This window comes from Agrobacterium fabrum str. C58 (genome assembly GCF_000092025.1).
GTDB classification, from domain to species: Bacteria; Pseudomonadota; Alphaproteobacteria; order Rhizobiales; family Rhizobiaceae; genus Agrobacterium; species Agrobacterium fabrum.
Window position 1 is genome coordinate 1,809,613 of record NC_003062.2, and the last position, 25,090, is coordinate 1,834,702.

Consider the following 25,090-nt stretch of genomic DNA (forward strand, 5'->3'; position numbering starts at 1 on the left):
CCTGCATCGAGGGCCGCGAAAGCGGCCCTTTTTATTGAAACTCGAAAATCTGCCGGAAGACACCCGGCGCAATCAGCGACAGCGGGTTGATCGTCAGCTTCGGCTGGTCTGTCTGGCCCGATAGTTTGAAGGTGATGCCGAGCAGGCCGCGGTCACGGCCGTTGCCGAGGAAGATGCCGATGAAAGGCAACTCGCCGAACAGTCGGTTCAGCCCGTAAGCAGGCATGAAGGTGCCGGTCATCTCCATGCGGCCGCTTTGATCTTTCAGAAGCCCCTGGAATGTCGCGCCGATCTGTTCACCGCGCACGACGCCGTTTTCAACCGCCACCGAACCATTGACGTAGACCACCCGGGCAAAACCACGCTGGAACTTTTCCGAGCTGACATCGATATTGCGGCGCACCGCATTATTGAGGCTTCTGCCGTCCTCGCCCGTCGGCGTGGCGACGATATCCTGCAGCTTGGCCTCGTTGACGACGGCGAAATTGCGCAGGTCGAGCGAACCGCTCCAGTCGCTGCCGTTCGAGGTCGTGAGCGCCAGGTTGAGAAGACCACCGCGAATACGGCTGTAGATATTGGCGAAACGGGCAAGAGAACCCGCATCGCTGCTGGTCAGCGTGACGGTTCCAGTCGCGCCGCGATTGACGGTCTGCGCAACCACCGCCTGGCCATTGCCGGTGACGCCGCGCACATCGATCGAGCGCACCTTGCCATCCCGCACGCTGACATCGGCATTGACGTTGGCAAGCACCTCGTCGTTGAAACCATAGACCTTGTCGAACTGCGCCTTGACGGAAAGCGTGGGCTGCGAGCGGGATGCGCCGTCACCACCGCTCGAGGGGCTGCGCAGCTTCGAGATGAAGGGCCGCAGATCGGCGGATTTCCCCGACGCATTGACGATATAGCCGTTCTTGGACGCAGCGACCGAAACGGCATAATTGTCGGCCGGCGAGAGTTTCACGCGGCTGAGATCGGCGGAAATCAGGCCGTTCTTGCTGAAGGTGATATCACCGGCGGCGCCGAAACCGTCGCCATCGAGGGAGAAATCGCTGACCGTCGTGCGCCCGTCCGCCACTTGTATGGTAAAGGCGGCGCTGGCGGGAATGCCGATGCCCTTGCTCCAACCAAGCCCCGGCAGGATGATCGATGCCTTGGTGAGATCGAGCTTGATGTCCTGGCTTTTCGGGTCGGCGCCGTCGATTTCGATCGCCGTCGTACCGCCGAGGACTGTGGAAAGTTCAGGCGCAAGCTTGGCGACCTGCGTCTCGTTCAAGGTGGCCTTCAGAGACAAAGTGGGAGCGACGTTGCTGTTTTTACGCACCGGCTCCGTCATCACAATGTCCATCGGAACGTCGTCCACCCGGCCCTTGCCCTCGAGTTTGAGCTGGTGGTCGTTCAGCGACATGAAACCGTCAAGCGCAGTCACCTTGTGGCCGGCAAAGGGTTTGGTCAGCGCCAGGTTCTTCAGGTCGAGATCGGCCGTCCACACCGGCGGCGGCGGGTTCTGGCTGGAAAGCATGCCAACCGTCAGCTTCGCATTGGCCTTCACGTCGCCGGTGAAATCCTCCGGCTTGAACTGCGTATCCTTGAGCGCATTGATGGGTTTGAGCGTCGCAAGCTCCGCCACGGCATCGGCCGCACCGGAGACGTTCAGATCGAGATTTCCGAGCAACGGCTTCTCATACACATCCGAAATGAGAAAGCGGCTGTTCTCCAGCGAAAGCGTCCGGTTTGACGGGAAATAAGTTGTGCCCTCCTTGATATCGACGGCCATCTTGCCGCCGACGAGATCGAAATGCGCATCCACGTCACGCAGCGGCGGAATGTCGCCTGTCGTATTGAGGCGCGTCTCGTCAATGTCGAAGCGGATCTGCATTTCGCTTTCGCCAAGCACCAGCGGGCAGCCCGGACCGCACATCCGTCCCTGCGGAATGAAGATCGCGATTGACCCGTTGGTGACGGTGCCGCCGTAAAGATTGGAGACCACCCAGTCACGCGGTTTGTGCGCCATCCAGAACGGCCAGAGCTGCTTGACGGCCGTTGCCTCCATCTTCGGAATCTGGCCGCCGAAGCTGATTTCCGGCGAACCCTCGCCAAACCGGATTTTCAGCGAGCCCGCCATGTCTCCGAGCGGGCCGCTGACATAAAGCGAGGGAACGTCGAGCTGCTTTGTGGCTGTCGCAAAATGCCCGTCCGCTTTCAGGTTGAAGGAAACAGGCGCCTCGCCGGAGGCTTCTGAGGAAGCAACCCCATTGTCTACTCTCAGCGAAAGGCCGAATCCCTCTTCCGTATCGCTGATTTCGCCGTTGACGGGAATGATCGTCCGCCCAAGCTCAAGCCGAGAATTGTCGATGACCACGCTGTTTTTTGCAAAATCATAACGCGCATGCACGGTGCCGGTCGTGAAAGGCTGCGCCTCGCCGCCAATCATCAACGTTCCATTGCCGAGACCGACCGAAACCTCCAGCCGCGGCTCCTGCGCTACCATCGCGCGCCGGGCAACAATATTCACGCCGGTCTTGACGTTCAGGCCTTCATGAAGATTTCCGTCTGGATCGAATTTTTCGAGGAACGGGCCGATGTCGAAACCATCGATGCGGGCGTCAAAACCGTCGATCACACCGCCTGCGCCGGAAGTCCTGAGCGACACGCTGGCGATTTCCCCGTTAAACAGCGTTTCTCCATCGAGCGTATATCCGCCCTGCTGATCCGGTGTCAGCGACAGTTCCCGCACTTCGATGGTGCGCGGCTTGCCCTGGTCGCTGGGCGGCAGGTGAACCGAAACGCTGGAAATATCGATTTCTTCAGTACCGCTGCTCAGGAAAGCCTGGGCAAGCTTGTCGAGCTGCCCGAAGGCCGCCTGCAATTGCTGCGGCACGGCGTCGAGCTTGATGCTGGCGAGATCGAAACCGTTGCCCTTTGGCAAAAGCGCCGTATCGAGTTCCATGCCGTCGGCTTCGAGGCTCTGCACCGACACATGGCCGGCCAGAAGCGCAAGCGGATCGAGCGCCATGCCGATTGCCCGCGCCCGGCTCAGATGCTGGCCGGATTCCTTCTCGACGATATCCACATCCTCGGCCACCAGCGCCAGCCGCAGCCCGGTGGAAAACCGGATCGCCGAGGAGCCGATCCGCGCGCTGTAATGGGGTCCGAGTGCCTTTTCCAGCGCCTGCTGCGCCTGGCTCGAAAGCGTCTTGTCGATGGAGCCGGTCTCGACCGACACGATGATGCCGCCGATGGACAGGAAGGCCAGCACGAAAAGGGCCGCAAAAATCTTGCAGAAAGCGCGCGCCATCGAGCGCGGCGGCGGGCAATGCACAATGATCGGGTCTTCGGCCTGAGCCGAAGGAAGCTCGTGCAGCGCAACCATATCGCGCTTGCCGAAACTAACCTTTTCACCCCTTATTTCAGCCATACGCCCGTGTTTGCCTCTAAGTAGCTTTTGTTTCGCCGCAACACTGGACGACGCGCGGTTTCGCTATATATCGAATGTGGCGACTTTCCCTCAACATCCCGGCGAAAGAAAGGTAGAATATGACTGACCTGACGATTGGCAGCCCCGCCCCCGACTTCACCTTGCCCCGTAATGGTGAAGGGACGGTGACATTGTCGAAACTGCAAGGCAAGGCCGTCATACTCTATTTCTACCCCAAGGACGACACATCCGGCTGCACGGTCGAAGCGATCGACTTCAGCGCGCTCGGCGGCGAATTCGAGGCCGCCAATGCCGTTGTCATCGGAATTTCACCCGACAGCGTCAAAAGCCACGACAAGTTTGCGGCAAAACATTCCCTTTCCGTCATGCTCGCTTCCGACGAGGAGAGGAAGGTTCTGGAGGCCTATGGCGTCTGGAAGGAAAAAAGCATGTATGGGAAAAAATACATGGGCGTCGAACGCACGACGGTTCTCATCGCCCCGGATGGCAAGATCGCCGAAATCTGGAACAAGGTGAAAGTCGCGGGTCACGCACAGGCCGTTCTCGAGGCCGCCAAAAAGCTCTGAGGGGCCATCCAGCCGTGATGTTCCCCGCCAAAATCATATCCCTGCGCGGCGGCGCCACGGAAGCGATCGTCAGCGCCGATCTCGACCGAAAGACCGAACTCGCGCAGGAAACCGCAACACGCTGGTTCGAACGCCGCTTGTCATTGCGCTCGCCGCTCGATCCGCCCCTGCCAGAGCGGCCGGGCAGGCCGGAGAAACCGGAGCTCGTTCCGCCGACCGCGGTGGAACGGCGTTCGCTACACAGCGTCAAGGGCCGCATCGCCCTGCTGCACGCCATCGCCCATATCGAACTCAACGCCGTCGATCTCGCGCTCGATATCGTCGCCCGTTATGCCAGCGAGCCGGTGCCGCATTCCTTTTTCGATGGCTGGATGCAGGTCGCCTTCGAGGAAGCAAAGCACTTCCGGCTGGTTCGGGACCGGCTGGTAAGCCTTGGGGCTGACTATGGCGACCTGCCCGCCCATGACGGGCTGTGGCAGGCTGCGCATTCCACCCGCAACGATCTGACCGCACGGCTCGCCGTCGTCCCGCTTATCCTGGAGGCGCGCGGGCTGGACGTTACTCCTTCCCTGCAGGCCAAGATGCGCGAGACCGGCGATCTCGAAAGCGCAGCTGTTCTCGATGTCATCTATAATGACGAAAAGGGCCACGTCGCCATCGGCGCCAAATGGTTCCGGTTCCTCTGCGCGCGTGAAAAGAAGGACCCCGCTGCAACCTTCAGGCAACTGGTACGCTCCAATTTCCGCGGCCCGCTGAAACCACCCTTCAACGATCTCGCCCGCGCCGAAGCCGGCCTGACACCCTCCTTTTACCGGTCACTCACATCCGTCAGCCATAGCTGACGCCCAACGATACGCATCTCCGGCAAAACTTCGTTAACCTTAACGAATTATGATTTCCGTTAAGACATCGGCCAGTCCGGAGAGAGATTGTGACTGATACGGCGGAAAATCGGGTATTCGGCAAGAAACGCGAGCCACATGTGCTCATTCTCGCGCGCGGCGAAAACGTGCGGCACATGACCATCCGGCCGTGGATGGCGGCGCTCGCCGGCTGCACGATCGGCCTGTTTTCGCTCGGTTATCTCGGTGCTACCGGCTACCTCATCTTGCGCGACGACCTGATCGGCGCGACCATGGCGCGCCAGACGCGCATGCAGAACGACTATGAAGACCGCATCGCGGCGCTGAGAGCCCAGGTGGACCGCGTCACCTCCCGGCAATTGCTCGATCAGCAGGTCGTTGAAAAAAAAGTGGAGAAACTGCTGGAACAGCAGGCTGCGCTGACCTCGCGCCACGGTCGCATGAGCGAGCTTCTTGAGCGCGCCGAAAATTCCGGCATCGCAGCCACCACCCCGGCCGCGCCCTCTTCCCTCTCGAATGCCATGGTTCCGGAAAAACGCGCCGACCTCTCCGGCGGCCTTTCCGCCATCGAAAAGCTGATGGCGCCGAAGCCGCAGGCGGAAAAAGCCGCCGCAGCCGACAGACGGGCCGCCTATGTGCCTGAATCCGGCGAAACACCTTCCGACCGTGCGGACCGGGTCTTCTCCAAGGTCACGCTGTCGCTGAAGGATATCGAACGCCAGCAGATATCGCGCATCGCCCGGCTGACCAGCGACGCCGAGGACAAGGCAAGCGCCATGCAGGACATCATCCGGCAGGCGGGCCTGAAGATCGAAGAAAACGGCACCGACGATGTCGGCGGTCCCTATGCCGCGCCTTTGGGCGGTGAGACCGACCCGTTCAACCTGTCGCTCACCAGTCTCGACAATGCGCTGAACCGGCTTGATGTCGTCAAGGAAAGTGCGACTGCCCTGCCCTTCGGCAACCCTGCCCCCGGCCGGGCGATCACCAGCCGATTCGGCAACCGGATGGATCCGTTTCTCGGACGTCCCGCTTTGCATACCGGCATCGATTTTCGTGCTGAAACCGGCGCGGACGTCAAATCCACGGGCGCCGGCAAGGTGACGGTGGCGGAAAACTCCGGCGGTTACGGCAATATGGTCGAGATCGATCACGGCCAGGGCGTCTCCACCCGATTCGGCCACCTCTCCGCCATCCTCGTCCGGGCTGGCGACCGGGTGGAAGCCGGCGACGTCATCGGCCGCGCCGGCAGCACCGGCCGCTCCACCGGCCCGCATGTGCATTACGAAGTGCGGCGCAACGATACACCGGTCGATCCCATGCGATACCTGATCGCCGGAGCGGAGCTGAAAACCTATCTAAAATAGCAGGCTGATTTTAACCCTTCTTTTGCTCTTTTAACGATAAATCACACAAATTCACGGTGAGGGCTCAAAAGCCCCGCCCGGAGCATCACGTTTCGCGCGCTTTTCCCGTTGTTTCCTTGACTTTCCGGCAATTTGGGCCTATCCCCGCGCCAAGTCTTTGCAAGTGCCGCAGCGGCACGCAGGTATTCTTACCGAACCAGAACGGAAAAAGTTCTTCCTTTGACAACATTCTCTGATCTTGGCCTGAGCCAAAAAGTTCTTTCCGCTATTGCAGATGCCGGCTACACGACGCCGACACCCATTCAGGCCGGCGCCATTCCGCCCGCGCTGGAAAAGCGTGATATCTGCGGTATCGCACAGACCGGCACCGGCAAAACCGCGTCCTTCGTTCTGCCGATGCTGACGCTGCTCGAAAAGGGCCGCGCACGCGCCAGAATGCCGCGCACGCTGATCCTGGAGCCGACCCGCGAGCTTGCAGCGCAGGTGGCGGAGAACTTCGAAAAATACGGCAAGAATCACAAGCTGAACGTTGCCCTGCTCATCGGTGGTGTTTCCTTCGAAGACCAGGATCGCAAGCTCGAGCGTGGCGCCGATGTGCTGATCTGCACCCCCGGCCGCCTTCTCGACCATTGCGAGCGTGGCAAGCTGCTGATGACCGGCGTGGAAATTCTCGTCATCGACGAAGCCGACCGCATGCTCGACATGGGCTTCATCCCCGATATCGAGCGTATCGCCAAAATGATCCCCTTCACCCGGCAGACGCTGTTCTTCTCGGCCACCATGCCGCCGGAAATCCAGAAGCTGGCTGACCGGTTCCTGCAGAACCCGACGCGGATCGAGGTCGCCAAGCCATCCTCTACCGCAAAGACGGTAACGCAGCGTATCGTCGCCGCGCATAATAAGGACTATGAAAAGCGCGCCGTGCTGCGCGATCTGGTCCGTGCCGAAGAAGCGGAACTCAAGAACGCCATCATCTTCTGCAATCGCAAGAAGGATGTCGCCGATCTGTTCCGTTCGCTGGATCGTCACGGCTTTTCCGTTGGCGCACTGCATGGTGACATGGATCAGCGCTCGCGCACGACGATGCTGCAGAACTTCCGGGATGGACAGCTGACGCTGCTGGTCGCTTCCGACGTTGCAGCCCGCGGGCTTGATATCCCTGATGTCAGCCACGTCTTCAACTTCGATGTTCCCATCCATGCCGAAGACTATGTCCACCGCATCGGCCGCACCGGTCGTGCCGGCCGTTCGGGCAAGGCCTTCACTCTCGTCACCAAGAGCGACGCGAAATATCTCGACGCGATTGAAAAGCTGATTGCCGAAAAGATCGAATGGCTGAGCGGCGATCTGTCCTCCCTCCCCGCGCCCATGGAAAGCTTTGAAAGCAATTCCGGCCGCCGGGGCACCAAGGAACGTAGCGGCAGAGGCCGCGACAGAAACCGTCGCGATGCACCTGCATCGCCGGTGGAAAACATCAATCAGGACGCACAATCCGTAGTGGATACGGACATCGCGGCTCACGGAGAAGACAAGGTGAAGGCAGAACGCAGACCGGAAAAGACCCCGCGCAATTCCGAGCGCAACAGCCGCAACCTGAACTCGCTGCACGCCAATGACGACAACCGCGACCGTCGCCGTCATTATCGTGACCACGACGATGGCCCGACACCGGTTGGTTTCGGCGACGACATTCCCGCCTTCATGCTGATCGTGGCTAACGCCAAGGCCTGACCATCGCGATGGACAATATGACATCGACCATCAAGCCCGGCCTCGATTTCCCGGGCGTTGGCGTGGGCCTTGTCATATTGCGCGAAGGCCGCCTGCTTTTGTGCCGGCGCATGAAAGCGCCGGAAGCCGGATACTGGAGCATTCCGGGGGGCAAGGTGGATCACCTCGAGACTTGCCTCGCCGCAGCGCGGCGGGAGGCCGAAGAAGAAACCGGCCTTCAGATCGGCGCTGTTGAATTTCTCTGCCACAGCGAATTTATCGATCCGCAAGACCGCCACCACTGGGTCTCGCTGATCTTCGTCACCCGCGATACGCAGGGTGAACCAGCACTGACCGAACCGGACAAGCTTTCCGCCATTGGCTGGTTCGATCCGGATAAGCTTCCCGAGCCCCTCTCTGCCTTTGCAAAAGACGCCCTGGCCGCCTTGAACCAAGGCCGCACGGGAAACTGAACCGACCCGCCTGCGGGCGACGGGCGCAGTCAAAACGCGTTTTCAAACAGCTGCGTGGATTATGTGCCGGAGCCGGCTTCCCCCTCTCCGCGCTATATCTTTTCTATAAAAACAGGAATGAAAGAACGCCTTTGTGTGAGGCATCTCAAATTCAATTTTAAATTGCTTAAATTAGCACTATGTAAAAAACCGCTCCAGTTTCCCGAAGCGGTTTGTACGTAATGAAAAAGATAGAATATGGAATGCAATATAGTCTGGCAGTGCTTATAATCGGAACACTTCCGAGGCCTAATATGGCCAATTTCAGTCGTCCCCTGAAACAATGTTATCTAAGCTAAACATTTAGTTTCCGTCAAGCAATTCTTCTCGCAAATGCGAAAAAACCGCGGACAGAAACCTGCCCACGACATGAAGCTTTATGTATTTCGAATATATATCAGTTAGTTATGGAAATGGGGATAAATTGTGCATTTTTGTTTGCTGCACTCTGTGAGGCACAATGAATAACGCACACCTTCCAAATTGCATCTCTACTCCACAAATATAATAGTTTTATAAAGCAATACAGTCATTCAGCCGCACGGAGTTTTCTCCCCCGCAACATGAGAGACAGGCAGATGAAACTCTGCAGAAAATTAACGAGAATGGTTCCTTCCACCGACGACGGGCGGGAACAACTTATAATTGATACTTATAAAAGCGATCAATCAAGCAACGCAGACGTCGTAAACTTGATTGGAACGCTGACCTTTAGGCAATTCTCCGATACGCAGGCGAGCCTGCACGGACGCAATGTCCTATTGCAATATTAATGCATGATCCAATGCGCCTACAATGTCGACACAATGTATCGGGCGCAAAAAATGATAATCCACCACATAAAAATAGAGAAGACTAAAACCAGCAATAAAGACCTGCGCCTAAGTGAAGCATGATATTTTATGCAATTGTTGCCGTGTTCCTTCCATGGCGGCACATCGCTGTGCTGCCATGCACCCCTTTGGTCGCGAAAGAAATTATGATCAATCATGCCCTTCTTCTCGTGGCTTTATCTCAGGGGAAATCATCACCATCGCCATTACTACGATCGCGAATAACAAAATAAATGGATACAAAACGAGCATCGCAAGGCCCTTAATAGTCAAACTGAGCGCCTTACGTAGCAACCCTGGCCTTTCAACATGCATCATGGCCGCCTTTTCGGGGGATCAATACATTCAAATATTGTCATGTTCGCGTCGAAATCGAATCGCCTTGAAGACCACTAACGAGTCATCAAGCACCCAACCGTGCGATATTTGATTTTATGCAGGGGCACGAAGCGTGTGCCCTATCTTGCTGATACCTTTAACACAGTGCTAAATAGCCTATTAAAACAACGGCGTCCTGCCAGACGCCTTTCTTATTGATGATATCGAACACAGAGAGGATTAAATCACATTTGGATTTTTGTAAACTCCATTTGTGATTTAACTTGAAAGAATTTGGCTAGGAAAGAAGTCGAGCCCAAGACAGACCTAGGAAGACGCCTCCGAGCCGTGAGGGCAGCGTTCGATATCGATGACCGGGATGTCTTCGCCAGCCGGCTGGTGATCAGCAAAAGTGGTCTGGCGCATTACGAGCGGGGCGAACGCGTGCCCGATGCAGAGCTGCTTTCCGCCTATCACCGGGAGTTCGGCGTGAACATATCCTGGCTCGTCACGGGGCAAGGAGATATGTTCGAGGGTGGGCAATCCAGCAGCACAGACCATGGCTCCCATCAGCTTCTGGTCGATCTGATCAATCCGCTCGGAAGACTGATAAATAAGGTTTATCGCGACCACGACGTCAGGATAACCGATGATCAGCGCTACGCGGAGTTGACCAGATGGCACAACAATGTGACCAGTCGCGCCGGCCCGTCCTTGGCATGGAACGATCTTATGGCCCAGTTACCCTGGGTGGAGCAAAGCCTTGGCGAGGAGTTGCGCTCGAAACGGGCAAGCGCTGAAAGTAACAAAAGATCGGCAAGCTGATCCTCGACAGCGAGGCCCGCACATCAGCAATGTGGTGGTTTTGCGGGAATGTCTGTGAAGCGCACGTATTTTTCCTTTGGAAAACCGGTTGTTGCCGATAAACATCAAGCCGGGACAACAGGATTTCGATCACGTCATGCTTTCAGTTCGCCTGCTAACGATCATCGCCGGTTTTGCCTTTGCGGGCTCAGCAAGTGCTGCATCGATTGGCATTGTTGCTCCACAGAACGGTCCTTACGAGCTTCTGGGGCAGCAGGTGCGGCAAGGTGCCAAGGCGGCGGCGGCCAAGCTTGGGCTGGATGTCGTCGAAATCCACGAGAGCTGCGAAGATGGCAGCGGTGGCGCGATTGCCGATGGCCTGGTGGCCGCCAAGGTCAGCGCCGCAATCGGTTTTTTATGCACGGAAACGCTTCAGGGTGTCCTGCCGCCACTAAAGGCGGCCGCCATTCCGGCGATCACGCTTTCCAGCCGCGCGCCTATTCTGATGGAAGATTCCCTGAAATATGGCTGGCCGCTTTTCCGCCTCTCCCCTTCCGACAGGGCCGAATCGGACAGGATCGCCGAAATCATCCTGCGCGACTGGAAGGGACATTCCATTGGGCTAGTGGATGACGGCACGATCTATAGCCGCGAACTCGTCGACCGCATCCGCGCGTCGCTGGAGGAAAACGGCCTCAAGCCGACGTTTTCCGATACGATGCGTCCCAACCAAGAACAGCAGGTGGCGCTGGTGCGCCGGCTGGCGCGAACCGGCATTTCCCATGTCTTCGTGGGCGCGGAGCGCAACGACGTCGCCATCATCGCCAGAGACGCTGCATCCGAAAACCTCGCTTTGACCATCATGGGTGGCGACGCCATGAATGCGGCAAACAACCCGGTTCCCCTCACCGCCAATGTGCTGGCCGTCACGCGCCCGGCCTATGACACCCTGCCCTCGGCCCAGGCCGCCAACGGAGAGTTGCGCGCAGCCGGCATCGAACCCGAGGGTTACGTCCTGCCGGCCTATGCGGCGACGGAACTGACTGCCGCCCTTGCGGAGGCGACACAGGCTCAATCGAAACCCGCACCGGAAATATTGGCTGGCGGCACCGTCTTCAAAACCGTCATCGGCGATCTCGGCTTCACACCGTCACACGACCTTTCCGACAACCCCTATCGACTGCAGCGCTGGAACGGCCAGCGCTTCGAGCCGGTGGACAAGGCCGAAAAGCAATAGGCCACGCGCCACGCGCGGGATTTCGTTGAAACGTAGCTGAAAACGGCGGGCAAGCGCACCGCAAGCCGTTTCAAACCCCGATACTTGATGTTAAAGGCAGCTTACGCAACGCGTCGAGAGGAGTTTGCCCCATGTCCCTGCCCATCCGCATAGCCCCGTCCATTCTGGCTGCCAATTTCGCCAAGCTGGGACAGGAAGTCGCCGATGTCACGGAAGCGGGCGCGGACTGGATCCATCTCGATGTCATGGACGGCCACTTCGTCCCCAACATCTCCTTCGGGCCTGATGTCATCAAGGCGCTGCGGCCCCACAGCATGGCCTTCTTCGATTGCCACCTGATGATCGAACCCGTCGATCCCTATCTCGAAGCCTTCGCCAAGGCCGGCTGCGACAGCATCACCGTGCATGCGGAAGCGGGACCGCACCTGCACCGCTCGTTGCAGACGATCCGTGGGCTTGGCCGCAAGGCCGGCGTGACGCTTAACCCCGCCACACCGCTTTCCGTCATCGAGAACGTGCTTGATGACGTCGATCTTATCCTCATCATGAGCGTCAACCCCGGTTTCGGCGGTCAGAAATTCATTCCCGCCATGCTCGACAAGATCCGGGCGGCAAAGGCAATGATCGGCGACCGGCCGATCGATCTGGAAGTGGATGGCGGCGTGACGGCGGAAACCGCAGGCGCAATCATTGCCGCCGGCGCCAACGCGCTGGTGGCGGGCTCGGCCGTCTTCAAGGGCGACGGCGTTGCCGACTACCGCAAGACCGTCGCACAATTGCGCATGGCCGCGGAAGCCGGACGGACATAACCCGCCGTCGCAGAATGCGGAAAGGCCGGGGCGGCATTGCGAGCGTTGGGGCAGGCGTTGGGGGATAGTCATGGAAAGCGACAGAAAGGGTTTCCGTGAGACGGCTTCTGCAGCGCTGTTCCTGGCTCTCGGCGCCCTTGCCTGGGCCCTCTGCTCGGCCGCTGTCGCCACCATCGGACTCTATATCCGAAACCGGCTGGAAACCGACCATGCCGCCGATATCATCACGCTTTTCTTCTGCGGCGGCCTTTTGGGCTGGCTGCTGGCGATAGTGGCTTTGCGCTTCCTTCCCGCCTCCACTTCCCTGCCGCTGCGTTTCGCGGCGGCCTGCCTCGCCATCGCATTCTTCACCCTCGCCGTTGCGGCGGCATTTTTCGCGTTCCAGTACCGCATCTTTTATGCGCAATGGCACGCACCGGCCTTTTCCCGCATCTGGTTTTTCCAGCAGCTCTTCACCTCGCTCGGCGCGGTCTATCAATTCGCAATTCTCGGTCTCGGACTGTATTTTCCCTTTGCGGCTCTTCCGCTCCTGCCCGCCGGCGCAATCCTCTGCCGGCGTGCGCGGCAAGCGACATAGCCATGCAGCTTGATAGATTGAGATTACCGGAACACTTTGCTAAACGGGCAGCAAAATTCCTCCACTAAGAAAGTCATTGCCATGATCCCTCGTTACTCCCGGCCGGAAATGGTCGCCATCTGGTCGCCGGAAACAAAATTCCGCATCTGGTTCGAGATCGAGGCCCATGCCTGTGACGCGCTGGCCGAGCTTGGTGTCATCCCGAAGTCAGCAGCCCAGACCATCTGGGAAAAGGGCGGCAGCGCCACGTTTGACGTCGCCCGCATCGATGAGATCGAGGCCGTGACCAAGCACGACGTCATCGCCTTCCTCACCCATCTCGCCGAATTTGTCGGCCCCGACAGCCGTTTTGTGCATCAGGGCATGACCTCTTCCGACGTTCTCGACACCACCCTCAACATCCAGCTCGTGCGCGCCGCCGATCTGCTGCTCGCCGACATCGACCGGGTGCTCGCGGCTCTCAAGACCCGCGCCTTCGAACACAAGAACACGGTGCGCATCGGCCGCAGCCACGGCATCCATGCCGAGCCGACCACGATGGGCCTGACCTTTGCCCGCTTCTATGCCGAGATGCACCGTAACCGCGAGCGCCTCGTTAATGCCCGTGCGGAAATCGCCACCGGCGCGATCTCCGGCGCCGTCGGCACCTTCGCCAATATCGACCCGCGCGTCGAGGAACATGTCTGCGAAAAGCTTGGTCTCATCCCCGAGCCGGTCTCCACGCAGGTCATTCCGCGCGATCGCCACGCCATGTTCTTCGCCGTTCTCGGCGTCATCGCCTCGTCGATCGAAAACGTCGCCATCGAAATCCGCCACATGCAGCGCACCGAGGTTCTGGAAGCGGAAGAGTTCTTCTCTCCCGGCCAGAAGGGCTCGTCCGCCATGCCGCACAAACGCAACCCGGTCCTGACCGAAAACCTCACCGGTCTTGCGCGTCTGGTGCGCATGTCCGTCGTGCCGGCCATGGAGAACGTGGCGCTCTGGCACGAGCGCGATATCAGCCACTCCTCCGTGGAGCGCGCCATCGGCCCCGACACCACGGTTACGCTGGATTTCGCGCTGAACCGCCTGGCCGGCGTCATCGAGAAGCTGGTGATCTATCCCGACAACATGTTGAAGAACATGAACAAGTTCCGCGGCCTCGTACATTCGCAGCGCGTTCTGCTGGCGCTGACACAGGCCGGTGTTTCGCGTGAAGACGCTTACCGTCTGGTACAGCGCAACGCCATGCGGGTCTGGGAACAGGGTGCCGATTTCCTGGAAGAACTGCTGGGCGACGAGGAAGTGCGCGCAGCGCTGCCTGAAGACGTGATCCGTGAAAAGTTCGACCTCGGTTATCATACCAAGCACGTCGACACGATCTTCACCCGTGTCTTCGGCAAGGCCTGATCCAGAACGCGGATAAGTTAATGCTGTCGCGGTCTTGATCGCGACGGCATCAAAGCACAGATATGGGCGCATGAAAGTTTCAGACGTAGATATCCTCATCGTACCCGGTTACACCAATTCCGGCCCCGACCACTGGCAGACCCGCTGGGAGCGCAAGCTATCCACCGCGCGCCGGGTCGAGCAGGCGGAGTGGACCAAGCCCGTGAAGGCAGACTGGGTGGCGCGGCTGGTTGAAGAGGTGAACGCCGCTACCAAGCCCGTCGTGCTGGTTGCCCATTCGCTCGGTGTGCCGACCGTGATCCATGCCTTGCCTGAGATCGCCCATAAGGTCGTAGGCGCCGTTTTTGTTGCCCCGCCCGATGTCGCCAATCCGGATATCCGGCCGAAACACCTGATGACCTTCGGCCCCTACCCGCGCGATCCACTGCCGTTTCCGTCCATCACCATCGCCAGCCGCAACGATCCTTTCGGCACTTACGAACATGCCGACGACATCGCCAGCGCCTGGGGTTCCATGCTGGTGGATGCCGGCATGTCCGGCCACATCAACGCCGAGTCCGGCCATGGCCCGTGGCCCGAAGGCGGCATGGTGTTTGCCCAGTTCCTCAGCCGCCTGAAGACGCCCGAGACCTGACGATCCGGGCAAAGGCGCACCATGTCATGCCTTGGCCCTACCATACCGGGTGTTGTTGCTTCATGGCCCGACACAAGAATTGAAGGGAAGATCAGCGCGCCTCATTGTAGAATGCAGTCTTTTCCTTTAAGGGACCGCTTCAAAGACCAAACTTAACGCCACCCGAATCGGCGTCAACCAAGAGACCTGCCATTATGAACCGTCGCCGCCGTATTTACGAAGGCAAGGCCAAGATCCTCTACGAAGGTCCGGAGCCAGGCACGCTTATCCAGTTCTTCAAGGACGATGCGACCGCCTTCAACAAGAAGAAGCACGAAGTCATCGACGGCAAGGGTGTGCTGAACAACCGCATCTGCGAATATGTCTTCACGCATCTGAACAAGATCGGTATTCCGACCCACTTCATCCGCCGCCTCAACATGCGCGAGCAGTTGATCAAGGAAGTGGAGATGATCCCGCTCGAGATCGTCGTGCGCAATGTCGCCGCCGGCTCGCTGTCCAAGCGCCTCGGCATCGAGGAAGGCGTGGTGCTGCCGCGCTCCATCATCGAGTTCTATTACAAGTCGGATGAGCTGGAAGACCCGATGGTCTCCGAAGAGCACATCACGGCTTTCGGCTGGGCCAACCCCGCCGAGCTTGACGACATCATGGCGCTTGCCATCCGCGTCAACGACTTCCTGTCCGGCCTCTTCCTCGGCGTCGGCATCCAGCTCGTCGATTTCAAGATCGAATGCGGCCGGCTGTTCGAAGGCGACATGATGCGCATCATCCTCGCCGACGAGATTTCGCCCGATAGCTGCCGCCTGTGGGACATCGAGACCCAGAAAAAGATGGACAAGGACCTGTTCCGCCGCGATCTGGGCGGGCTTGTGGAAGCCTATTCCGAAGTGGCGCGCCGTCTCGGCATCATCAATGAAAACGAACCGATCCGCGGCACCGGCCCAGTCCTCGTAAAGTGATATCGGCCTCGTAAAGTAATATTGGCTTCGTAGGGTAAATCAGGAGAAGATCAGGTGATCAAGGCACGGGTGACTGTTACGCTGAAGAACGGCGTTCTCGATCCGCAGGGCAAGGCAATCGAAGGCGCGCTCGGCAGCCTCGGTTTTGATGGCGTCGGCCACGTCCGCCAGGGCAAGGTCTTCGATCTGGAACTGGAAGGCGCCGACAAGGCCAAGGCCGAAACCGATCTGAAGGCAATGTGCGAAAAGCTGCTGGCCAATACGGTCATCGAAAACTACGCCATCAGCATTCTTTAAGCTCCAGGAGCCGCTGCCCATGAAATCCGCTGTCGTCCAACTTCCCGGCCTCAACCGCGACCGCGACATGATCGCGGCGCTGACGAAAATTTCCGGTCAGGCGCCCGTCACCATCTGGCAGACGGAAACGGATATTCCCGATGTCGACCTGATCGTCATTCCGGGCGGCTTCTCCTATGGTGACTATCTGCGTTGCGGCGCAATCGCCGCCCGCATGCCGGTCATGCAGGCCATCCGCGAAAAGGCCGAACAGGGCGTCAAGGTCCTCGGCGTCTGCAACGGCTTCCAGATTCTGGTCGAAGCCGGCATGCTGCCGGGTGCGCTGATGCGCAATGCCTCGCTGAAATTCGTCTGCCGTGAAGTGAAGCTCGAAGTCGCCAATAACGACACTGAATTCACCCGCGCTTATGACAGGGGCCAGATCCTGCGCTGCCCTGTCGCCCATCACGACGGCAACTATTTCCTCGATACGGATGAGCTGAAGTCCGTGGAAGACAACCGTCAGGTCGTGTTCCGTTATGCTGAAGGCACCAACCCCAACGGCTCGCTGAACGATATTGCCGGCGTCATCAACGCCAAGGGCAATGTTCTCGGCATGATGCCGCATCCGGAAAACCTCATCGAAGCCGCCCATGGCGGCAATGACGGCCGCGGCCTCTTCGCTTCGGCACTCGGCGTCATCGCAGCCTGATGGACCGGGCGGGCTTCAAGCCCGCCTTTTTTGATGCCCGTTCGCGGCTGCCGCTTCGGCCTCTCTTCTGGATGACCTGATGTCTCTTGCTTTTCGACTGAATGCCTACAAAGCCACCGGACTGATCCTCGCAGCCGCCGCACTTGCCGCCTGCCAGCCGAAACCGCAGCCGGTCGCCTCCGTCTCCCGCGCTGCTTTGCCAACGATGGAGCGGATCGCGCTTGGTGCCAATGCCTGCTGGTTCAAATCGGGTGATGCGGCGTTCAAGGCCTATCGCCTCGCGCCGGAACTCAATTCTTTCTCGGGCCGCCCGCGCATCCTCCTCGTGCCGCGTAACAGCCCGGAATCGCGCCCCATGCTGGTGATCCAGGCAGAAGGCAACCCGGCAAAGCTCGATGCTTTCGGACCAGTGATGAGCGAAGCCATCTCCGGCCGCATCGCCACCGACGTTAAGCGCTGGGCGAATGGCGGCAAGGGCTGCTGATTAACGAACACGGAAACGGGCTCTCGGCGGGCGCATAGGTGAGATGCCAGCCTTGATGATGCCCTATCCTTCCTCATCCCTGTGCTTGTCACAGGAATGAGGGAATAGGCGGTGACGTTCCTCCAAGCGACCGGCATAAAAAAACCCGCCGACGCCGGTTGGGAGTGGCGTGGCGGGCTGCCGAATGGCTTGATGGTGCCGGGGAAAGAAGGCACCGCTCTCCGACAAAAAATCAGAGGGACCGCGTCGGCCAGGAGAAAAGCTGAGATTTCGCAGCCTCCTTCATGGCCTCATCGCGCGTTACCCCGATATCCTCCAGAAGATCGTCAGACAGCTCCCGCAAGGCGAACCGTCCGCGCCGTTTCAGGTGCCAGTGAAACACGCAGGCAATCATGCGACCAATAAGCGTGCGGGCGATCTTGGCCGGAAACGGCGCCGGTGCGACCATGTCGCCGGCATCGCGGAACACGCGTTCCCGTTCGTAGCCATCAGGATAGAGTGTATCCGCTGTCGAAAGGTATTGATCCATCTTGCGCATATTGCACCTATTGTCTCCGTGTGTTTGATGTCATTCAATGCAGACAATAAATACAATTGACTTGAGAACAGATACAATGCATAAATTGTCACCATGACAAATTGGCTCCCTGACATCACCGAGGGCGACGGCCCGATTTACCTTCGCCTTGCCGATAGTATCGAAGGCGCGATTTCCGACGGAATCCTCCAGGCAGGCTCGAAACTGCCACCGCAGCGCAATCTCGCTTACGATCTCGGCGTAACAATCGGCACAATCAGCCGGGCCTATGGCCTTATTCACGAACGTGGCCTCGTCAGCGGCGAAGTCGGCCGCGGCACCTATGTCAATGAACGCAAGACCCCAGCGCCCTTATCGCCCGAGGAACCGTCCGTGTCGGCATTCGGTGGCACGCGCTACGCCCTCGACACCAGCGCCGAATTCCGCCTGAACACCACCGCAGCGCCGGATGTCGGCCAGAGCGTTCTGGTCGGTAAACACGTCGAGGCCCTTGCCAGAGAACATCCGTTCGAAATTTCCAACTACACCCGCACCTTTCCAGACAACTGGTGTATGGCGGGCGCCCGCTGGCTTTCCCAGAACGGCTGGTCGCCGAAACCGGAAAACATCGTCTCCACGCTCGGCGCCCATGCGGGGGTGATGAGCGTGGTGACCGCAATGACGGCGCCGGGTGACCGCATCGTCTTCGAGCCCGTCACCTATTCCCACATCAGCCGCAGCGCCACCCTTGCCGGGCGCCGCGTGACGCTGGTGGAGGTGGACGAAAAGGGTATCGTCCCCGATGATTTCGAGCGTGTCTGCGCCCAGCAACATCCCAAGATGATCTTCCTGATGTCAGCCGGCCAGAACCCCACCTGCGCCACCCTGCCCGAGGATCGGCGGCGGGCAATCGCCGATATTGCCCGCAGATACGGCGTATGGATCGTGGAGGACAATCTCTACGGTGCCATGACCCGCGAGGCGATCCCGCTCATTGCGGAATTCGCACCCGATATCACCTTCGTTGTCGGTGGCCTGTCGAAATCCGTCGCCGCCGGTGTCAGGGGCGGCTGGGTTGCCTGCCCGGCGCAATTTTCATCGAGAATACGAATTTCGCATTCGATGTTGACCGGCGGATTGCCCTTCATGCTGGCCGAACTGAATGCGCGTCTCGTCAATAGCGGCGACGCAGATGATATCCGCAAGGATTGCATCGCCGAGATCAACGAGCGCGAGGCAATCGCCAGACGCATCTTTGCCGGGCTGGAATTCAACTCCCTGCCCGATATCGCCTTCATGTGGCTGCGGCTGCCTGAACCCTGGCTGTCGGGCACCTTCCGCAATGCCGCCATGAAGGAAGGCGTACTGATCGACGACGAGGACGAGTTCAAGGCCGGCCGCTCGGAAAAGGTATTCCACCGCGTCCGCATCAGCTTTTCCGGCCCCTCCTCGCGCGAGGAACTGACGCATGCCTTTGGCATCCTGCGCAATCTGCTCGACAACGGTTCATCCGGCTATGAAAGCGAGGCGTAAGCGGTGCCTGGCCGAGTCATTCCTGCAACACGATTCCTAAATCAGTAACTCATTATTTACCGCACCAACAAATCTGCCATCCTTTCCCTACTTCGGAGCGGGGAATGATTCGATGGCAGCATTCGGTTCCACATCCATCAGGGTACTGTTCGCTCTTGCAATGGTCTTTGCAGCATTTGTGCTTGCGGATGTCACATCGGCCATCGCCGCCGACGGTACGGTATTCGACGAACTGCGGTTCGGGGTCACAACCTCTGTCACCAGCCGCGATAGCGGCGGTGAAGATGGCGCATTCCCGGCCTTTACCGCCTATTTTGATCCCTTTGCGAGCGCCTCAGCTGTCACCCTCGGCGAAAAACTCGCCCGCCCGCGTCTGCATCTGGGCGGCGAAATCGGCACCGAGGGAGAGGCGGATACCATTTACGGCGGCGTCAACTGGACCTTTGACCTCAATCCGAAGATTTTCGTCGACCTTGGCTTTGGTGGCCTATGGCATGACGGCAGACTGAAAAACGGCCCTGGCGAAACGGGCGCGGAATTCGGTTGCCACCTGCTTTTTCATGAATATGCCGCTATCGGATATCGCTTCAACAGCAACTGGAATATTTCGACCCAGATCGAACACGCCTCCCATGCCAATCTGTGCGACGGCCCCAATGACGGGCTGACGCGTGTCGGACTTATGGTCGGCTACAAGTTCTGAATAAGCCAAGAAAGCAGCGTTTTGCCGGTAAAACTGCGCATTTTCCTGTCGCACGGAGAGGCCTCTTGCGCTAAAGAACCGGAAACTTTCCTCGGCTCGAACCGCGTGAGACCTATGTCGATTTCAAACTCCATCAAGATCACCCCGGAACTCGTTGCATCCCACGGGCTGAAGCCCGACGAATACCAGCGTATCCTCGACCTGATCGGACGGGAGCCCAGCTTTACCGAGCTTGGCATTTTCTCGGCCATGTGGAACGAGCACTGCTCCTACAAGTCTTCGAAGAAGTGGCTGAAGACCCTGCCGACAACGGGTCCGCGCGTCATTCAGGGCCCCGGTGAAAATGCCGGCGTGGTGGATATTGACGATGGCGACTGCGTCGTCTTCAAGATGGAGAGCCACAACCACCCGTCCTATATCGAGCCCTATCAGGGTGCGGCAACCGGCGTCGGCGGCATCCTGCGTGACGTCTTCACCATGGGCGCACGCCCGATCGCCGCCATGAACGCCCTGCGTTTCGGTGCGCCGGATCATCCGAAGACCCGCCACCTCGTCGCCGGCGTCGTCGCCGGTGTCGGCGGTTACGGCAACTCCTTCGGTGTGCCGACAGTTGGCGGCGAAGTGGAATTCGACCCGCGTTATAACGGCAATATCCTCGTCAACGCCTTTGCCGCCGGTCTTGCCAAGTCCAATGCGATCTTCCTCTCGGAAGCCAAGGGCGTCGGCCTGCCGGTCGTTTATCTCGGTGCAAAGACCGGCCGCGACGGCGTTGGCGGCGCGACCATGGCCTCTGCCGAATTCGACGAGTCCATCGAAGAAAAGCGCCCGACGGTTCAAGTCGGCGACCCCTTCACCGAAAAGTGCCTGCTGGAAGCCTGCCTTGAGCTGATGAAGACCGGTGCGGTCATCGCCATTCAGGACATGGGTGCCGCCGGCCTCACCTGCTCCGCCGTCGAAATGGGCGCCAAGGGTGATCTCGGCATCGAACTGGACCTGAACGCCGTGCCGGTGCGCGAAGAGCGCATGACGGCTTACGAAATGATGCTGTCGGAAAGCCAGGAGCGCATGCTCATGGTTCTCGAGCCCTCCAAGGAAGAAGTCGCCAAGGCGATCTTCGTCAAATGGGGTCTGGACTTCGCCATCGTCGGCAAGACCACCGACGACCTGCGCTTCCGCGTGCTGCACAATGGCGAAGAAGTCGCCAACCTGCCGATCAAGGAACTCGGCGACGAGGCCCCCGAATACGACCGCCCGTGGACGCCAGCCAAGGTGCCCGCAGCGCTTTCGGAAACCGACATCCCCGAAGCCGACATTGCCGATGCGCTGGTGTCGCTCGTTGGTTCGGCCAACAACTCCTCGCGCCGCTGGGTTTACGAACAGTATGACACGCTGATCCAGGGCAATTCCCTGCAGCTGCCGGGCGGTGATGCCGGCGTGGTGCGCGTCGAAGGCCATGACAAGAAGGCGCTCGCTTTCTCCTCCGACGTGACCCCGCGTTATGTCGAGGCCGATGCCTTCGAAGGCGGCAAGCAGGCGGTCGCCGAATGCTGGCGCAACATTACCGCAACTGGTGCTCTGCCGCTGGCGGCCACCGACAACCTCAATTTCGGCAATCCGGAAAAGCCCGAAATCATGAGCCAGCTGGTCCATGCCATCAAGGGCATCGGCGAGGCCTGCCGCGTGCTGGAATTCCCGATCGTTTCCGGCAACGTCTCGCTCTACAACGAGACCAATGGTCAGGCGATCCTGCCCACCCCCACCATCGGCGGCGTTGGCCTGCTGAAGGACTGGGGCCGCATGGCGCGCATCCGTTTCGCGGCTGCCGACGAGGTGGTACTCTTGGTTGGCGCACCTGCTGGCCTCGGCACCCACATTGCCCAGTCGGTCTATATGCGTGATGTTCACGGCCGCACCGATGGCCCGGCGCCGCATGTCGATCTCATCGCCGAGAAGAAGAACGGCGATTTCGTCCGTGGTCTCATCACTGAAGGTCTCACCACCGCCGTTCACGATTGCTCCTCTGGCGGTCTGGCACTCGCTGTTGCCGAAATGGCGATTTCATCCGGCATCGGCGCAACGATCGATGCGGTCGAAGGCCATAATCCGATCCTCACCTTCTATGGCGAAGATCAGGCCCGTTACGTCCTGACCGTCAAGAAGTCCGATCTCGACAAGGTGCGGGCGGCGGCCAAGGCGGCCGGTGTTTCCTGCCCTCTTATTGGCACTACCGGTGGTTCCACCGTAAAGCTGGGCACGGCGCGCGCTGTCGAGATTAAAGAATTGCACTTGGCCTATGAATCGTGGTTCCCTCAGTTCATGGACGGCGAAACTTTGATTGCCGCAGAATGAATTAAGGAGAAACACCATGCCCATGAAACCCGGCGACATTGAAGACATGATTAAGGCGGGAATTCCCGGGGCAAAGGTCACGATCCGCGATCTGGCCGGTGATGGCGACCATTACGCGGCGGAGGTCGTTGCGGAAGCATTCAAGGGCAAGACCCGCGTGCAGCAGCACCAGATGGTCTATGATGCGCTGAAGGGCAATATGGGCGGCGTTCTGCACGCCCTTGCCCTGCAGACCTCTGCTCCCGAATGATTGTGGCCGTGAACGTGCCGGCAAAACAGCTTCACTGTCCCGCCGACGCATAAAGGCCCCGGACTAAATCAAAGGCCCGCGTGATGCTCTCACGCGGGCCTTTTCATGTCAGGCAGAAGGGATAACGCCGCTTACAAAGCAGGCGGGCTCTGCGATTCCAGATCGGCAAAGGATGCGGCCGGCAGGGGCCCCGCCGTCAAAAGGGTGAAATCGTAACCGGATCTGCGATCCGGCCCGAGAACATATTGCCGGTGCATGCGCAGAAAATTGCGCTTGTTCTTTTTGTAGCGCTCCGGTGAGAGCGAATGCTTGAAACGGATCGGCACGATCTTCGGCTGCGGCGCGTCTTTGTGGCCGGTCAAAGCGACGGTGTTGCACCGGTAGAGGTGGATGGGATCGGTCAGGCACTGGATGTCGAACCATGTCACATCAGGATGACGCGCGATTGCGCCGATGCTCTCGCGAAGCCTCTCCGCACTCGACAGGAACGCACATTGCAGCGCGGCACCGCCCAACGTCGCGAAAGACAGCTTGCGGCCATCCAGCGCGTCGGGTTTCAGCTCCAGCACACGGCCGATGACCGCGAGCGCGAGGCTGGCACCCATGCTGTGCGACACCACCAGAACCTCATCCGAGGGCTCTTCAAGCGCCGTCACCACAAGTGCCGCCCTCTCCTCGATCCAGTCACGGGCAATAGGTTCATTGCGGCCGACCGCGAGCGCGAAACGCCAATCCGCATAAAGATGCAAAGTGTGAAATCGCTCCGCGAAAGGCAGGAACGCCTTCACGAAAAACAGGGCCGCAGCGGGAATGCTGACCACCAGAAGCCAGAGCGGCAGGCTGAAAAGCCATGGCGAGAGCGCAATGCCGGCAGCAAGCGCGCCGCCGGCAAGCATCAGCAGGAACGGGAAGATGAAGAACAGCCCAAAACGCCAGGCATGGCGCAGATAACGCGCCGCACCGCCCTCACTGACGATGCCCGCCCCGGCCTTGAAACCCAACCAGATCTGCCGCCACACGGACGCATCCCGCAGCTGCGAGATGACATCGTTATGGTCATAGACGACGATATCCGAACGCGTGCTCCAATTTCCCGCCGAAGCCTCCACCGTGAAGGCTTCGCCAGCCGGCCTGCTCTCCCGCGGCCCCACGGCATAATTGACGTCCCACGTCTTTCCCGCCAGCGCTGCGGCGCGCTGGTAGCGCAGATGATGGGCAGCCGCATCGAGCGGATCGAAACCGGGGAAATAAAGAACAAGTCGTGACTTGACGGTCGGCATGCATAAACCTTCAGGCTGGAGACACCCGAAAGGATCGCTTGATACAGTGGGCGATGCACGTATAGTAAAAATCGCGACGGAAATATGATTTATTTGGTGGTGGGGGAATTTTGTCTGGCATCGTCGATCAGTTGCTCAATGGCGTCGTCAAGGGCGCTCTGGCTGAAGTTCTCACCAAGACCGGTATTCGCAAGACGCGCCGCGCGCGCCGGACGAAAAACACCGGCTCCCTAACCGGTGGTATCGTTGGTTCTGTTCTTGAGGCCGCACTCAACGCCGCCGTCAAGCCCAAGCCGGCCAGGAAGCAGGTAAGCAAAAGGCGCACCGCCGCTTCCCGCAGCAGGCAGCGGTATAAATAAAAAGCAGCAGGCCGGATTTAGTCTGTCATGCCATGCCACGCAGACGTATTTTTTACGCTTTCCGGGTGGAAATCGCGCCGCGACATGTTATTTAGAGGCTAACAGAAAGCAGCGGCCTTGAACCGCATGTGAAAGGATATGGCCATGAGCGGCATTCACGACATCATCGACAGCGAAGTGAAGAGCAACGACATCGTTCTTTTCTTGAAGGGAACCCCGCAATTTCCGCAGTGCGGTTTTTCCGGTCAGGTCGTACAGATTCTCGACTACCTCGGCGTCGAATACAAGGGCGTCAACGTGCTTGCCGATGCCGATATCCGTCAGGGTATCAAGGACTATTCCAACTGGCCGACCATTCCGCAGCTCTATATCAAGGGCGAATTCGTCGGCGGCTGTGACATCGTAAAAGAGATGTTCCAGTCCGGCGAGCTGCAAAGCCACTTCCAAGAACAGGGTATCAGCGTCCGCGGCGCGGCCTGATTTCGGCCGGTTCATCCGGCCCACCCTGATTGTCAGAAATTTATGCCAGGCGTTGCTTCATGCAACGCCTTTGCCGTTCTTTTTGGGGCAATCCTGTGACAGAACTTTCACAATCCACCGCTTCGCGCGCAGG

24 protein-coding genes are annotated in these 25,090 nt (G+C 59.2%); 21 read left to right on the forward strand and 3 right to left on the reverse strand.

The genetic code is table 11. The features are described 5' to 3' along the window. Positions 1 to 31 precede the first annotated feature (31 nt). Positions 32 to 3,415 (reverse strand): YhdP family protein, encoded by a 3,384-nt coding sequence (locus tag ATU_RS08955; protein ID WP_010972663.1) that lies wholly within the window; start codon positions 3,413 to 3,415, stop codon positions 32 to 34. Positions 3,416 to 3,534: 119 nt separating this feature from the next. Here ATU_RS08955 and bcp point away from each other — a divergent pair, with 119 nt between their 5' ends. The 15 genes from bcp (at position 3,535) to ATU_RS09030 (ending at position 17,486) form a co-directional block, all read left to right on the forward strand. After that, the gene (gene bcp, locus ATU_RS08960; RefSeq protein ID WP_010971896.1) at positions 3,535 to 4,002 is read left to right on the forward strand and encodes a thioredoxin-dependent thiol peroxidase; all 468 of its coding nucleotides are present in this window, start codon (positions 3,535 to 3,537) and stop codon (positions 4,000 to 4,002) included. A gap of 17 nt (positions 4,003 to 4,019) precedes the next feature. Next, entirely contained in the window at positions 4,020 to 4,844 is an 825-nt protein-coding gene (locus ATU_RS08965) for a ferritin-like domain-containing protein (protein ID WP_010971897.1), read from the forward strand. A gap of 89 nt (positions 4,845 to 4,933) precedes the next feature. Further along, entirely contained in the window at positions 4,934 to 6,232 is a 1,299-nt protein-coding gene (locus tag ATU_RS08970; protein ID WP_010971898.1) for a M23 family metallopeptidase, read from the forward strand. Between the two features lie 219 nt (positions 6,233 to 6,451). After that, entirely contained in the window at positions 6,452 to 7,963 is a 1,512-nt protein-coding gene (locus ATU_RS08975) for a DEAD/DEAH box helicase (RefSeq protein ID WP_006314108.1), read from the forward strand. An 8-nt stretch (positions 7,964 to 7,971) separates the two neighbouring features. Further along, on the forward strand, positions 7,972 to 8,415 hold the full coding sequence (locus tag ATU_RS08980) for an NUDIX domain-containing protein (RefSeq protein WP_010971899.1): 444 nt from the start codon (positions 7,972 to 7,974) through the stop codon (positions 8,413 to 8,415). A 1,484-nt stretch (positions 8,416 to 9,899) separates the two neighbouring features. Beyond that, positions 9,900 to 10,430 (forward strand): helix-turn-helix domain-containing protein, encoded by a 531-nt coding sequence (locus ATU_RS08985; protein ID WP_010971902.1) that lies wholly within the window; start codon positions 9,900 to 9,902, stop codon positions 10,428 to 10,430. Between the two features lie 136 nt (positions 10,431 to 10,566). Then, positions 10,567 to 11,646: an ABC transporter substrate-binding protein gene (locus tag ATU_RS08990; RefSeq protein ID WP_010971903.1), complete on the forward strand. Its 1,080-nt coding sequence runs from the start codon at positions 10,567 to 10,569 to the stop codon at positions 11,644 to 11,646. A gap of 131 nt (positions 11,647 to 11,777) precedes the next feature. After that, a complete protein-coding gene (rpe, locus tag ATU_RS08995) occupies positions 11,778 to 12,455 on the forward strand; it encodes a ribulose-phosphate 3-epimerase (RefSeq protein ID WP_010971904.1) in 678 nt (225 codons plus the stop codon). Positions 12,456 to 12,525: 70 nt separating this feature from the next. After that, entirely contained in the window at positions 12,526 to 13,032 is a 507-nt protein-coding gene (locus ATU_RS09000) for a hypothetical protein (RefSeq protein ID WP_010971905.1), read from the forward strand. Positions 13,033 to 13,113: 81 nt separating this feature from the next. Next, the gene (gene purB / locus ATU_RS09005) at positions 13,114 to 14,421 is read left to right on the forward strand and encodes an adenylosuccinate lyase (protein ID WP_010971906.1); all 1,308 of its coding nucleotides are present in this window, start codon (positions 13,114 to 13,116) and stop codon (positions 14,419 to 14,421) included. 70 nt (positions 14,422 to 14,491) lie between these two features. Continuing rightward, positions 14,492 to 15,055 carry an alpha/beta hydrolase gene (locus ATU_RS09010; protein ID WP_010971907.1) on the forward strand — a complete coding sequence of 188 codons (564 nt, stop codon included), beginning with the start codon at positions 14,492 to 14,494 and terminating at the stop codon, positions 15,053 to 15,055. 194 nt (positions 15,056 to 15,249) lie between these two features. Further along, positions 15,250 to 16,014: a phosphoribosylaminoimidazolesuccinocarboxamide synthase gene (gene purC, locus ATU_RS09015; protein ID WP_006314097.1), complete on the forward strand. Its 765-nt coding sequence runs from the start codon at positions 15,250 to 15,252 to the stop codon at positions 16,012 to 16,014. 54 nt (positions 16,015 to 16,068) lie between these two features. Next, complete coding sequence (gene purS / locus ATU_RS09020) at positions 16,069 to 16,311, forward strand: phosphoribosylformylglycinamidine synthase subunit PurS (RefSeq protein ID WP_006314096.1); 243 nt, start codon at positions 16,069 to 16,071, stop codon at positions 16,309 to 16,311. Between the two features lie 19 nt (positions 16,312 to 16,330). After that, positions 16,331 to 17,002, forward strand: coding sequence for a phosphoribosylformylglycinamidine synthase subunit PurQ (purQ, locus tag ATU_RS09025; protein ID WP_035258376.1), 672 nt, complete (start codon positions 16,331 to 16,333; stop codon positions 17,000 to 17,002). 79 nt (positions 17,003 to 17,081) lie between these two features. Then, positions 17,082 to 17,486, forward strand: a complete 405-nt coding sequence (locus tag ATU_RS09030) for a hypothetical protein (RefSeq protein WP_006314093.1) — start codon at positions 17,082 to 17,084, stop codon at positions 17,484 to 17,486. A 232-nt stretch (positions 17,487 to 17,718) separates the two neighbouring features. Here ATU_RS09030 and ATU_RS09035 read toward each other — a convergent pair whose 3' ends face one another. After that, positions 17,719 to 18,024, reverse strand: coding sequence for a DUF1127 domain-containing protein (locus tag ATU_RS09035; RefSeq protein WP_010971909.1), 306 nt, complete (start codon positions 18,022 to 18,024; stop codon positions 17,719 to 17,721). Between the two features lie 93 nt (positions 18,025 to 18,117). Here ATU_RS09035 and ATU_RS09040 point away from each other — a divergent pair, with 93 nt between their 5' ends. From ATU_RS09040 to ATU_RS09055, 4 genes are all read left to right on the forward strand, one after another. Beyond that, entirely contained in the window at positions 18,118 to 19,536 is a 1,419-nt protein-coding gene (locus ATU_RS09040; RefSeq protein ID WP_010971910.1) for an aminotransferase-like domain-containing protein, read from the forward strand. Positions 19,537 to 19,648: 112 nt separating this feature from the next. After that, positions 19,649 to 20,239: an acyloxyacyl hydrolase gene (locus ATU_RS09045; protein ID WP_010971911.1), complete on the forward strand. Its 591-nt coding sequence runs from the start codon at positions 19,649 to 19,651 to the stop codon at positions 20,237 to 20,239. Positions 20,240 to 20,353: 114 nt separating this feature from the next. Then, a complete protein-coding gene (purL, locus tag ATU_RS09050) occupies positions 20,354 to 22,588 on the forward strand; it encodes a phosphoribosylformylglycinamidine synthase subunit PurL (RefSeq protein ID WP_010971912.1) in 2,235 nt (744 codons plus the stop codon). Positions 22,589 to 22,604: 16 nt separating this feature from the next. Then, entirely contained in the window at positions 22,605 to 22,838 is a 234-nt protein-coding gene (locus ATU_RS09055) for a BolA/IbaG family iron-sulfur metabolism protein (RefSeq protein WP_003507909.1), read from the forward strand. Positions 22,839 to 22,969: 131 nt separating this feature from the next. On the opposite strand, the gene ATU_RS09060 is transcribed toward ATU_RS09055, so the two are convergent. Continuing rightward, a complete protein-coding gene (locus ATU_RS09060; RefSeq protein ID WP_010971913.1) occupies positions 22,970 to 24,118 on the reverse strand; it encodes a hypothetical protein in 1,149 nt (382 codons plus the stop codon). Between the two features lie 110 nt (positions 24,119 to 24,228). Here ATU_RS09060 and ATU_RS09065 point away from each other — a divergent pair, with 110 nt between their 5' ends. After that, the gene (locus ATU_RS09065; protein ID WP_006314087.1) at positions 24,229 to 24,477 is read left to right on the forward strand and encodes a hypothetical protein; all 249 of its coding nucleotides are present in this window, start codon (positions 24,229 to 24,231) and stop codon (positions 24,475 to 24,477) included. Positions 24,478 to 24,621: 144 nt separating this feature from the next. Continuing rightward, the gene (gene grxD / locus ATU_RS09070) at positions 24,622 to 24,957 is read left to right on the forward strand and encodes a Grx4 family monothiol glutaredoxin (RefSeq protein ID WP_010971914.1); all 336 of its coding nucleotides are present in this window, start codon (positions 24,622 to 24,624) and stop codon (positions 24,955 to 24,957) included. The last annotated feature ends 133 nt before the right edge of the window (positions 24,958 to 25,090 follow it).